Here is a 12,805-nt window from a genome sequence, read left to right as displayed (position 1 = left end):
GCTTGCCGTTGTGTTTATGGCTTAAGTCCTTAAATGCACCAATGATGAAGTAGATATGACAACTAAGACAACAAAGAAAACACCCGCGTCTCGCAGGTCTAAAAACAACCGTGGTGTGTTTCGACGAATTTGGTCAATTGCTTGGAAGCTGGGTTTGGCTGGATTGGCCCTCGTCACTTTATATAGCATTTATCTTGATCAAATTATTGCGCAAAAATTTGAAGGACAAAAATGGCACCTGCCGGCGCAGGTATTTAGCCGTTCTATGGCGCTCTATCCTGGCGCTGCCGTCAGCCATCCGCAAATTATGGCCGAGCTTAAGTTGCTCAGTTATCGCAAAGTGGCCAATCCACGCCAAGTTGGCGAGTTTTCGGCCTCAAGCACGCGTATTGAATTATGGCGTCGACCCTTTTTGCATCCTGAAGGCGATCAGGTTGAACAAAGAGTCATGATAAGTTTCGACAGCAATGGCGTCAGCTCGGTGACTCGAGTGTCAGACAAGCGCCAACTTGCCGTGTTCCACCTTGAACCGGTATTGCTCGATCGCATTATTACGGGTGACGGCGAAGACAGACTTTTTGTGCCCACCGAAGAAATGCCGCAGTCGATTGTGCAGGCATTGCTGCTGGTGGAAGATCGCAGTTTTTATGAACATCACGGCGTTAATCCCTTTGCGATTGCGCGCGCCGCGTTGGTCAATATCAGTGCGGGGCGCACAGTGCAGGGCGGCTCGACGTTAACGCAACAGTTAGCGAAAAACTTTTTCCTGTCTAGTGAACGTTCTTTACTGCGCAAGGTGCGCGAAGCCTTAATGGCTGTGATTATTGATTTTCGTTACAGCAAAGAAGAAATCCTCGAAGCCTATTTAAACGAAGTGTATATGGGACAAGATAAATCCCGTGCTGTTCATGGTATGGGGTTAGCATCGCGCTTCTATTTTGGCCGCCCGATCACTGAGTTAACGATTTCTCAACAGGCTTTTTTAGTGGCTGCGATTAAAGGCCCATCTTATTACAACCCTTGGAAATATCCTGAGCGTATTCAAGAGCGTCGCGATCTTGTATTGCGTTTACTTATGGATGCAGGCCATTTAAATACGGCCGAATACAAGGCGGCCGTGGAGTCACCCTTAGGCATTCGTAATGTAAATAAACCCGCACATCAGAAGTTACCTTCATTCTTTGCTTTAGTAAAACAAGAAGTTAATGAGCGTTATGGCGATGCACTGTTGAAGCAATCAGGGGTGAAAATCTATACCACGCTCGATCCTATGGCTCAAGAAGCTGCCGAAATCGCGGTAACCCGAACGCTTAAAAGCTTAGATAAGAGCAATAAGTCATTACAGATAGGCATGGTAGTCACAGATAAATATACCGGTGGCATCGCGGCTATGGTCGGTGATAAAACTCCAGGATTTGACGGCTTTAACCGCGCGGTAGAAATTCGCCGCCCTATAGGTTCGTTAATTAAGCCCTTTGTGTATGCCACCGCTCTAGCACCTAATAGCCAATTTACGTTAGCGACACCGCTTAAAGATCAACCGATAACCTTAAAGAGTGAGCAAGGTAAAACTTGGTCACCACAAAACTTTGATAAAAAGTTTACTGGCCAAGTACCGCTGTTAACAGCGCTAAAAAAGTCGATGAACGTACCTACAGTCAACCTCGGTATTGCGGTTGGTGTGGATGCGGTCGCAACAACCTTGGCTAAATCGGGCTGGCATGAACCACTAAATCCGTACCCTTCCATGTTGCTGGGTGCGGTCAATGGTTCACCATTAATGGTGGCGCAGGTGTATCAAACCTTAGCCGACAGTGGTGTTTACCGTAAATTAACTACCGTGACGGCGGTACTCGATTCTGAAAAGAATCCATTACCCGTAACGCGACTACCTAAAGAGCAAGCCATATCGCCTGAAACGGACTTTTTAATTCAGTTCGCGATGCAACAAGTGGTCAATACCGGAACTGCGACGCGTCTGGGTAATGCGTTCCCCGGCGTGGGATTAGCAGGTAAAACAGGTACCAGTAACGACAGCCGCGACTCTTGGTTTGCCGGTTTTGATGAGCGTAACGTCGCGGCCATTTGGGTGGGGCGTGACGATAACGGTAAAACCAGCTTATATGGTAGCAGTGGCGCCATGGCCGTATATCTTGCCTTCTTAAAGGAGCGCCCACCGATAAGCCTGCGTTCGATTCAGGTCAATGGGGTGGTAAGGGGCTTTTTTGACCGTGATACTGGTGTCGCTAAAGAGTCTACCTGTAGCAATGTTGATGCGCTGCCAGCATTAACGGCAACCTATCGTCCAATAAACAACTGTGGTGAGCCGTTACAGTGGTGGCAAAAAATTCTCGGCCAATAGTTGGTAGTTGGGTTGAGAGTCGCTCAATAATGCCCTGCGTATTGAGCATATACCGTTAAGTTAAAACCGTCTTTGCAGAGTATGAATGGCGTTGTCGTGTGTTTACGCGATAACGCCAATTTAACCTTGTATGGCTGGTTAATTCCAAGTGAGAAATGACATGTATAAAACCGCTGCCGCCGTGCATATTTTAGTGAAACATAAAGAGCAGGCTGAGGATATTATTAAGCAGCTGAATAACGGTGCTAACTTTGCGATGCTCGCCAAACGTTTTTCCTCTTGTCCATCGGCTAAAAAAGGCGGTGATTTAGGCGAATTTAAAAAAGGTCAAATGGTGCCCCAGTTCGATAAAGTCGCTTTCAGTGGTGAGTTATTAGTGCCACATATTGTGAAAACAAAGTTTGGTTTTCATGTGGTTAAAGTGCTTTATCGGACTTAATGCCGCTGGAGTGAGGCTGGTATACTTCGATGGCATTTGTAGCGTTCTGATTAGCTGAACGTTATTTTTAACTCATCAAAGGGATGGAGTATTAAGGAGCGATGCGCATGATCTTTAGTTTTAATAGCGAAGATGCCAGCCAAGTTTGTGTTGGCGCCTTTGCACTTGCGGTGCCCGTCGCGTTTTCTGAGGAAGCGTGGCGACTGGGTGAAACCTTGCCGGTGCTCAATATTGCCATGCTGTTTAGCTTATCCTTACTATTTCTCAGTGTTTTTACCTACCACAGTGTGTTTCAGCAAAATATTCGTACCCGAGTTCCAGTATTTATTTTTCGTATTGTAGTGGCATATTTACTCACAGCTTGTGTAGTTTTCTTGGTGCTGCTTTGTCTTGATAAAGTGCCATTTTTTGAGGACCCGCTGACCTCAATTAAGCGGATTATCGTGATCTCTATGCCCGCATCCATGGGTGCGATTGTGGTGGACAGTTTTGATAAGGAATGATGCGGGTTGGCTAAATTGGGTCACTGGTGAATTGCGATTATCTTGCGCATACTTATTCGCAGATTTTGATATTGGCTTTGTTCAAAGCCAGCCTCAAATCGAGATTTTAAGCTCGATATTTTAGCCAAATAAAAGTGAAAGGAAATCAACATGAACACTAGCACCCTCGCTTTGCTTATCCCAATATTCGCCATCGTGGGTGGATATGTGGTGGCGATTATGAAAATACGCCATAAATCAGGTGGGTTGAGTCGTGAGCAAGAAGTCGAAAATCAAGCGCTGCGGGCTGAGTTAGCCAGTTTGCGTCAGCGTATTGAAGTGCTCGAGCAGTTAGTTACAGACGATGATTATCAGTTAAAACGTGAATTTAAAAGAGTTTAATGTGTTGTTCAGTTTCTATTTGCGCCCATTGCTTGTTCATTAATGTTATTACCTCTGCGATTTGTTTGGCTTTACAAATGTGAATATGCTGTTACTTTGTAAGTATTCCTTGGGGCTAAGTCATCGGGTGAGTTAAATGCCTAATGTAAGGTAAACTCTTGATAATTTTGTTATCCATCCTTATTTGAGTCATTTAAAATAGAGTTTATATGTTTCTAGCGCCGTATTTTTTAAAGCAAAATCAAGCTATTTCCGTTTCCGCACAACAAGCCAGTGACTTCGCCAAAAAAATTGCGCAGGACTTCAATCCTATACATGACGTGGGTGCTAAGCGTTTTTGTGTGCCAGGTGATTTGTTATTCGCCTTAGTATTAACCCAGTATGGCTTAAGCCAGCAGATGAAATTTAGCTTTGCAGGCATGGTGGGTGATGGCACTGAATTACAGTTTCCGGCACAGGTGAATGACAGTTTCTCGATTTGTGATAGTCGTGAAAAAGTCTACCTGAATGTCAGCCGTCAAGGTGATGTCAGCCGTTGTGATGCGCAGACTGAATCCTTTATTCGTCAGTATGTGGCGTTCTCTGGGCATAACTTTATTGATATTTTGATCCCTTTGATGAAGCAGCATCAAGTGATGATAAACCCAGAGCGACCCTTAGTGATTTACGAAAGTATGTCGTTTGATTTAACCACTTTAGATTTTATTGAAGTGACATTGTCGCTTGTTGGACAAGACTTAAAAATCAACGGTAAACGCGGTGATGTCACGTTGCATTTTGAGCTGCATAGTGGCGATACTGTTGTCGGCACTGGGATTAAAACCTTAGTAATGAGTGGATTACGTCCCTATGAAGAGGCGTTTATGCAGCAAATGCGCGCGACCTATGAAGGCCGTAAAACGGATTTCTAGTTGTTAATATTGTTACTCAAATACAACACATAAAAAAACGAGCTGCCATTGGTAGCTCGTTTTTTATGCGCTAAATACGCTTGACTACATTCTATGCGCCGGGATTAGGCTATTTTTTCAATCTTAGCCGGCAGGCCTTGTCTGGCCGATGCGCCACTTGCCCAATCCACTAGCGGATAACGCCCATTACGGCTTGGATCAAACAAGTTTAAGTCGTTCATATTAATCCCCACACGGATCAACGGATTGGCAGCAATGCTAATATCGTCAATCACAGTGTCACGCGCGCCGAGTTCTTTATGACCATAGCCATGCTCTATAGCGATACAGTCGGCTTGCACGCCAGCAACACATTCCACTAGGGCAATCACGCTGCCATTAGGCGTGCTGATTTTAACGGTATCACCGGTGCTAATCCCAAAACGTGCTGCGGTTTTCTCATTAAGTCGCACGGGGTTATTGGGGTGAACTTGGCGCAAGCGGTCTGAACCAATACTCATCGAACTCATAGTGTGAGACTTATAGCTGCTGATAAGTAATGGCCATTGTGATTTATCAAACGCCTTGTCGAGTGGTGTACCATCGGCCAAGGCGGGTTGATATAAGCGTGGGCAACCACTCATAAACTCCCCTGTTAAACTATTACGACGACTGCCCACCTCTGGGTTCCACAGCATCATAGGTTTAGGCCACACTTTGCTAGGATTACCCGCTTCATCTCGGGCATTACGCATATTTTCAAAGCGGCCACCGCGGGCAAATAAGTAACTGACTTTTTTGACCTCTTCAGGTTTTAACCTAGTGTTTAGCTCCGCTTGAATCCGGCTAACGCCGCTAAGATACATGTCTTCGGCATTGATATCGGCGACCGCTGTGCCTAAATATGCCACGTTCGCTGCGCCATAAAGTGAATAGTCGGCAGCGCGAGTTAACGGATGCAAACTACCATCGGCGGCGGTTATGGCATCTTCTCCAAAACCGGGGAGTGCTAATTTAATTGCCACTTGGCTAAGGAAAGATTCCATACACACCACATCACCCGTGGCCATTTTAGCGACGCGAGGCTCGACAATCGGCCAGCGGCCAGTGACCACTTTGGTCATTGTGCCTTGCCATGCAGAGGTCCAGCCCCATGACTCATAGGTTAAGGTGTCGGGTACAATGTAATCTGATAGCGCCGAGGTTTCGTTAATAAAACTGTCGATACTGATAAACAGCGGCAACACTTTAGGATCTTTTAATTGCTCGCCTATGGCTTCACCTAAACCCGCTTGGCCATAAACAGGGTTACCCATGTGGTTAATCCATGCTTTGAGCGTATAGGGATAGCCATGTACTGCCGCGGTTAAATGCTCGCCCAATAATGGCGATGAAATAGGGTACCAAGGCTCCTTAGAGGGATAGGGCGATTGGCCCGCTTCGACCTTACGGCGGTATTCTGAGGTTTTCTCATAGGGAAATTTCGAGCGTGATAAAAATATCCCTTTAGGTTCGAGCATACCGTCAAATTCTTGCAGGTTATATCGTGGTCCTTTACCAAAGGCAGGGAACGAACCGCCAGAGGCTAAAGCGCCACCTTTTAAGTTTATGTTACCTATCATGGCGTTAAGCATCATGATCGCCCATGCACTGTAAAAACCATTGGCGCTCATCGTGCCGCCATGTGTAATCACCGCGGCTTTAGTGCCGTGGCTGGTAAATTTATCGGCAAGGTCGATAATTTTTGCTTCGCTGATATCACATTCCTTGGCATATTCCGCCATGCTAAAGCCAAGGGCTGCATCGCTTAATAGCTGGAAGCTCGATTTAACGGCAATTATGCCTTTGGGCGTATCAACGCTGTGAATAACCGCGAGCTTGGCTTTTTGGCTCATACTCGCCAATGTGACAGCTCCGCTAGCCTCGTCGATAACCAAAGGCGAATCTTGTTCACCGTAGGCTTTGCCTTCAAAGGGTAAGCCCAGATCGCTGGCATATAAATACTGACCAAATCTTGGCAGCGTTGGGTCGCTGACGATAAGATAGCTCGCATTACTAAAACCGCGATACCCCGCCGCTTTAGCCGCTTCCACATTCGGTGCGGTGAGGAAATTAACCGCATAACGTTGTTGCTCAATTATCCAACGTAACATGCCCATTGCTAATGCTGAGTCTGTTGCTGGCCTAATGGGTAGCCAAGTATTGTTGCCTGCACAGGGTTGGTTAGATGTGTTGGGCAACATGGGTGACACTACTACATAACTGAAGTTGGTGTTATTGACCCGCGCATTGGCTAACTGTCTGGCTTGGCGCTTAAACGGGTTACCCGATTGCTGGGGTGAGGTGCCGATAAACAGTAAAAACTCGCTGTTATCCCAATCTGGTTTTAAGTGAGCATATTTTTTTAAATCATCGAGTAACGCACCCGCACCCGCACGGTAAGTAAAGCCGCAATAGGCACCGTGGTTAGCAAAGTTACGCGTACCAAAACTATTAAAGGTAAAGCGCTTAATCAGTGCATCGCGACCTTCATCTGAGGCATTTGATACTAATAGCTGGTTGGCTTTAGGGCCGTATTCTGGGTTATTGGCATCCAGTGGCGTGCTAACATCGCGGATTGCGCGCAGCCCTTCAACATGGCCTTCACCAAATAAGTCTCCGCCTTCAACGGTTTCATTTAACAATTGCTCAAAGCTAATACTTTGCCATTGACCGCTGCCACGCTTACCCACTCGTTTAAGGCATTGGGTAACACGATGTGGGCTATCTAATTGCTCCAACATAGCATTACCACGGGCACAGGCTGTTGAACGACCCTGTAAACCTTGCTCTTGAAACGCGCTAAGGCCAACAAATGCCGCTTTAATTGGCGTGTCAAAATCGATATGTTCTCTAGCCGATAATGGGTGATAAGGGTTACCGCTAATGCGGATGATTTTATCGGTTTTTTGATCGATACGTGCGCGCACACCGCATTTAGTCCAACAGCCTAAACACATAGTATTGACGACACGCTGCTCATCATTACTGATAAGTTGACCGGTTTTTAAATCGACTTTGTATTCAGGTGTTAACGAATTGCCATGCAGGGGATCATGGGTCGGTTTACCCGAAGTACCATTAACAACGCCTTTGCCTATTTGCGTTAAGGTATGGCTATAACCTGCGGCAAAGAGTCCTACGCCACCCGTTACAGCAGCCCCTTTGATAAAACGACGTTTACTTTTGTCCATAGTGGACTCCTCAATTCTGTCTACGTTAATTCTGTAGGTTCAATGGGCTGCTCAACGTGAAAGCGTTGCGTTGGGTGTGTGGCGAATTAATTCAGAGACGAGCGCGATTAATGCTAACCACAGGCCGAAGGTTCCGGCTATGCCTAATAGTCCTTCAGATCCCCAAGGTAATTGGTAAAGGTAAGTACCTGCGCCGTATTTAGGGTCGGTTTGTGCTTGAATTAGCACTATCCAGCGAAAGCCCCATGCTAGATGAATACTGGTTAAGCTCACAATTAACATCACGCTATTAGGGAGATGGCGTAGTGCCAGCATCAACGCGAGTAGCGCCAGTGTAATCAGTACCCAAATCGCCGCTAGTTGCCAGCTTGGGCTGGTTTCTAGTAAAAGCGCGGCTTCTGGCGCTGAGCCGTTATCAAATAAAGCCCAACCGATAAGGCACAGTGCAAATAGGCCGAAGCTTGCGCGGATCCACAGTAATAGACTGTCTTGAGTCGCCTGCTGATAACCGTGCAATAGGCGATTTAATACCGCTAAGGTGCCGCAGGCTGCCAATAAGGCGCTGGTGGCCATTAACGGTGGCAGCCAGTAGGTGTGCCACAATGGACGAGCCTTGATGGCCATGGTTTCCATGCCGGTGTAAAGCGCGATGCTACAAGCACTTAAGGTGGTTAATATGGCGATGATTTTAATCAGTTTGTCACTTTCCCAGTCACCAAATCGGAGCAAGCTCGCAATACGTTGTACCCAGTCTTGATTGGGCTGATTTGAACGATTGGGGAGATATTGGCGCAGCAATAACCAGGCAAACACGGCGCTGGTGCCTGAAAATACCGGCAGTAAAAATGCGCCGAACCACATCCAAGAATCAGGACGCACTTGGGCATAAAAGTGCCACGCGCGCAGCGGTTGATGTAAGTCAGCGAGTAACGCAATCGGTGCCACAATACCCGCGGTTAGCATTAAGCTGGCGCAGAGTTTCAGTAATCTGTCATCACGTTTGCCTTTAGTGAATAAATGGATGGTGGCAACCCATACGCTGGCATAGGCTAAACCCATCATAAAAAAGTATTGCACTGCCCAAGGGAGCCAAGTAATGGCGATATCAGGGGTAAAGATTTCTTTAATAACCATGGTGGATCTCCTCGCCAGTGTCAGTGAGTAAAGTGCGAACAGGGGCTTGGCCGCTAATGCGATCTTCAAAGGCACTGCTCATTCCAATATAAAAGACCCGAGGTGCCGTGTTTGCATCAGGTTTTAACACTTTAATGTCGCGGCTATTGGCTGCGAGTAACTGGCTAATCTGGCTGTTAGGATCGTTAAGATCGCCAATCACTCGTGCTTCGCCAACACAGGTTTCAACACAGGCGGGCAGTAATCCCACATCTAATCTATGGGCACAGAAAGTACATTTGTCGGCGGTGTTAGTATCGTGGTTGATAAAGCGCGCATCGTAGGGACAGGCATGCACACAGTAGCCACAACCCACGCACCATTCATTATTCACGACAACGATACCGTCTTTACGCTGGAAGGTGGCGCCCGTTGGACATACAGGAATACAGGGTGGATTTTCACAGTGGTTACACAATCTTGGCAGCATTAAGAATGCTGGACTGGACGCCTCATCTTGCTGTGACACTTCGTACTGTTGTACTGTGGTGCGAAATTGTCCTAGCGGTGGTTGGTTTTCAATAGTACAAGCTACCGTACAGGCTTGGCAGCCAACGCAGCGACGTAAATCAATCACCATGCCGTAACGTTTGCCGACTTGGCCTTCGCTCGCATTATAGGTTTGACTACTGCTACCAGCATTACCGCTTTGTGGATTATCTTGCGCATATACTTGCACTACGGGGATCAATGCGGCGCCAACGCTCACACTGGCCATTTTGCCGAGAAACTGACGTTTACTCTTGTCCATACCGATTTCCTTCACTCTTGCAGATCGCTAAAAACTGGCTCATAGACCTCAGATTTATAGGTTTATGGCGAGGTATGTAGAACATTCTGTTAAAGGGGAGGGACTATAACTATAGTGGTATTCCACATATCAATTGTGGACTTGATCTAGCGCAATAAAAATCCGTTAGAATGACCATTAAGTGTGAACTCAAACTGTATTTTAAAGGATGTGAGGGAGTGTATTTCAGATTGTATTGCCGCCCATTATCGGCCATAAAAAACCATATAATGCATTGTCTCCCAAGGTGGGATCTACTTGCTCAATACGGGTTTTATGCGTGTTGCTCGATAGTGGTTTTAGTCTTGCTGAGTGTCTTATTTACTGGCGATGCGATGGCTAAACCACTAGATCACACTGAACCGTCGGTATCTGCCACCCCAACGCCACTTGTCGCAAAGAGTCCCTTAGCAGCCGAGCCTAACGATCAGCCTAATGATGACTCTCACTATCAGTTTAATGATGAACCTTATGCTGTAGTAGATGTGGGTGTGTTGGCGATACGGGGCTATAAGGCGACTATTACGCGTTGGCAGCCTTTAATGCGTTGGCTTGAAACACAAATTCCTAACAGTTACTTTAGGTTACACCCGTTATCCTTAGATGAATTGGCTAAGGGCGTTGAAACCCAAGAGCTGGATTTTGTCATCACCAATCCCGGACAATCGGTATTGCTGGCGCGGCAATATTCCCTTTCTTGGCTGGCAACGTTGCGCAGTCCGGTTAATCATGGCGCGGCGATGCAAGTGGGCTCAGCACTGGTTGTGCGGGCCGATTCTGCCTATCACACCTTAAGCGACTTAAAGGGGCGCCGGTTGGGTATAGTGTCGACCAGTGCCTTTGGCGGTTACTTAACCTTAGTGTATGAAGCTCAATTAAAAGGTATTGATTTACCTCGTTTTGTTGGCTATATCGTGCCATTAGGCTTTCCGTTAGATAACTTACTCTATCAGCTAGGTGGTCGCCGCTTTGCAGCCCATGCATCGCCTAATATTGCCAGTATGAACTCCAATGTTGATGCTATTGTTGACCCCAATGTTGAACAAGCAACTACTGATACCAGCCCTGATGTTAGCCCCAGTATTAGCGCTAATCCCGATTCGACTCTTGATCTGAATACTCATCATGAAGTGTCACAAGCTTCTGCGTTAGATGCCGTCGTGGTGCCTGTGTGTCAGCTTGAGCAAATGCAGCGCGAAGGCCTAATAGACATAGCAGATTATCGGGTGCTGGATAATCAGGCCCCCGCGGGGTTTCATTGCCAAGTCTCGACCCGTTTGTATCCTAACTGGTCTATGGCGAAAACCAATCGTGCTTCGCAATCTTTAGCCAAAAGTGTCACGCAGGCGTTATTGGCACTCCCTGAAGATCATTTAGCCGCTAAGGCCGCAGATTCAGCTGGTTGGACGACGGCGGTAAGCCAATTGGCGATTGATCAGTTGCTTAAAGATCTCGACATGCACCCTTTGCAAACACCTTGGTGGCACAATGCATGGCTGTGGGTAAAGTCTCATCAACAATGGGCTTGGTTTGTACTGGGTATTTTAGTGCTGCTCAATGTGTATCATTTTTGGTTGGAATATCGTTTTAGTCGTCGGGGTCGAGAGCTACTTAATACCCAGCGTCAACTCAGTGAAAACCGCATGTTATTGGAGCATGCCCAACGAATTGCTATTGTTGGCGAGCTAGGTGCCAGCCTCTCCCATGAGCTCAATCAACCTTTGGCGGCAATTGGCCATTATTGTCACGGTGCCGAAGTGCGGTTACAGCGGGGTAGCACAACAGAGGAACTGCAATCGGTGTTGACGCTTATCCAGCAGGAAGTCACGCGGGCCGACAGTATTATTAGCCGCTTACGTAATTTAATGAAAAAGCGGCCTATCTCTAAAGTGCTGTGCTTTTTACATGAACTTATTCAAGACACGACGCCACTATTGGCTTACGAGTTTGAACGACACCAGATCAACATTGGCATCAATATCACGGGTACGCCCTATTTACAGCCCCTTGATGAAGTTGGCATGCAGCAGTTATTACTTAATCTATTAAAAAACGCTGCCGATGCCTGCGTGCAACAACGGGAGTTAATGCAAAGAGAAGCTCAAGACGCTGCTCACCAGCAGCGCTATACACCCACAATCGATATTGAGCTTGATTACCAACAGAGCCAAATAGTGCTGACCATTACTGACAATGGCGTCGGGCTAACTTCAGAGGCCAGTCAGTTAATGCAAGCGTTTTACTCGACTAAATTAGAGGGATTAGGTTTAGGACTCGTCATTTGCCGCGATATTGTTGAGAGCCATAGTGGCCATTTTAAGTTAGATAGCGCCGTTAATGGCGGTTGCCAAGTACAAGTATCTTTACCCCGTAAAGCCGATGGAGTGTTGTGATGAGCCTTGAATTGCCCGTGTATTTAATTGATGACGATGATTCTGTGCGCCGTTCATTACGTTTTATGCTCGAAAGTTACGGCCTTAATATTATTGATTTTGATAGCGCGGAAGCTTTTTTTTCCGAAGTAGACTTAACGCAGCCAGGCTGCGCGTTAGTCGATGTGCGCATGCCGGGCTTGAGTGGTTCTCAGCTGCACGCTGAACTTATCGCTACAAATAGTCCCTTAGCGGTTATTTATCTTACCGGTCATGGCGATGTGCCTATGGCGGTTGAAGCGCTCAAACTCGGTGCGGTGGATTTTTTCCAAAAGCCCGCCGATGGCGCTAAGTTAGCCGAAGCGGTCGTCAAAGCGTTGAAACATGCTAAAACGCATTATCAAGACAATCAGTATCTTGAGACTTATCAAGCGCTCACGCCAAGGGAGCGGGAGATACTCAACCTGATTGCCCAAGGCCTGAAGAACCAAGAGATTGCCGATAGCCTCTGTATTGCCATGCGCACGGTCGAGATCCACCGCGCCAATTTGATGAAAGGTATGCAAGTGGGATCGCTGGCGGAAATGATGCTGATCTATAGCCGGATCGCCGATCGCCTGCGCCTTGAAGATAACCGCTAAAATTTACCTTTTACTGCGCTA

General features: G+C 46.9%; 10 protein-coding genes. 7 read left to right on the top strand and 3 right to left on the bottom strand.

Features of this window, described 5'->3' with window-relative positions; translation table 11 throughout:
• Window positions 1-55: 55 nt before the first annotated feature.
• From mrcB to ACRN9H_RS05220, 5 genes are all read left to right on the top strand, one after another.
• Window positions 56-2,362, top strand: a complete 2,307-nt coding sequence (gene mrcB, locus ACRN9H_RS05240; RefSeq protein ID WP_432312756.1) for a penicillin-binding protein 1B — start codon at window positions 56-58, stop codon at window positions 2,360-2,362.
• Window positions 2,363-2,522: 160 nt separating this feature from the next.
• Complete coding sequence (locus ACRN9H_RS05235) at window positions 2,523-2,801, top strand: peptidylprolyl isomerase (protein ID WP_076497981.1); 279 nt, start codon at window positions 2,523-2,525, stop codon at window positions 2,799-2,801.
• 107 nt (window positions 2,802-2,908) lie between these two features.
• A complete protein-coding gene (locus ACRN9H_RS05230; RefSeq protein ID WP_432312755.1) occupies window positions 2,909-3,304 on the top strand; it encodes a DUF2391 family protein in 396 nt (131 codons plus the stop codon).
• Window positions 3,305-3,454: 150 nt separating this feature from the next.
• Window positions 3,455-3,685, top strand: coding sequence for a hypothetical protein (locus tag ACRN9H_RS05225; RefSeq protein ID WP_432312754.1), 231 nt, complete (start codon window positions 3,455-3,457; stop codon window positions 3,683-3,685).
• Window positions 3,686-3,894: 209 nt separating this feature from the next.
• Window positions 3,895-4,596: a DUF3581 domain-containing protein gene (locus ACRN9H_RS05220; protein ID WP_263187617.1), complete on the top strand. Its 702-nt coding sequence runs from the start codon at window positions 3,895-3,897 to the stop codon at window positions 4,594-4,596.
• Between the two features lie 104 nt (window positions 4,597-4,700).
• Here ACRN9H_RS05220 and ACRN9H_RS05215 read toward each other — a convergent pair whose 3' ends face one another.
• The 3 genes from ACRN9H_RS05215 to dsrO are packed head-to-tail and all read right to left on the bottom strand — an operon-like array spanning window position 4,701 to window position 9,732.
• On the bottom strand, window positions 4,701-7,808 hold the full coding sequence (locus ACRN9H_RS05215) for a tetrathionate reductase subunit A (protein WP_432312753.1): 3,108 nt from the start codon (window positions 7,806-7,808) through the stop codon (window positions 4,701-4,703).
• Window positions 7,809-7,859: 51 nt separating this feature from the next.
• Window positions 7,860-8,942 carry an NrfD/PsrC family molybdoenzyme membrane anchor subunit gene (nrfD, locus tag ACRN9H_RS05210; RefSeq protein WP_432312752.1) on the bottom strand — a complete coding sequence of 361 codons (1,083 nt, stop codon included), beginning with the start codon at window positions 8,940-8,942 and terminating at the stop codon, window positions 7,860-7,862.
• A complete protein-coding gene (dsrO, locus tag ACRN9H_RS05205) occupies window positions 8,932-9,732 on the bottom strand; it encodes a sulfate reduction electron transfer complex DsrMKJOP subunit DsrO (RefSeq protein WP_432312751.1) in 801 nt (266 codons plus the stop codon). The genes nrfD and dsrO overlap by 11 nt, the downstream gene beginning before the upstream one ends.
• Window positions 9,733-10,106: 374 nt before the next feature.
• On the opposite strand from dsrO, the gene ACRN9H_RS05200 reads away from it, so the two are divergent.
• Entirely contained in the window at window positions 10,107-12,164 is a 2,058-nt protein-coding gene (locus ACRN9H_RS05200) for a sensor histidine kinase (protein WP_432312750.1), read from the top strand.
• The gene (locus ACRN9H_RS05195; protein WP_432312748.1) at window positions 12,164-12,784 is read left to right on the top strand and encodes a response regulator transcription factor; all 621 of its coding nucleotides are present in this window, start codon (window positions 12,164-12,166) and stop codon (window positions 12,782-12,784) included. The genes ACRN9H_RS05200 and ACRN9H_RS05195 overlap by 1 nt, the downstream gene beginning before the upstream one ends.
• Window positions 12,785-12,805 lie beyond the last annotated feature (21 nt).

It is taken from the genome of Shewanella sp. MF08487, assembly GCF_050848685.1.
GTDB lineage: Bacteria > Pseudomonadota > Gammaproteobacteria > Enterobacterales > Shewanellaceae > Shewanella > Shewanella glacialipiscicola.
Note: the sequence above shows the minus strand (reverse complement) of the source record. Positions and strands in the feature narration are given on the sequence as shown.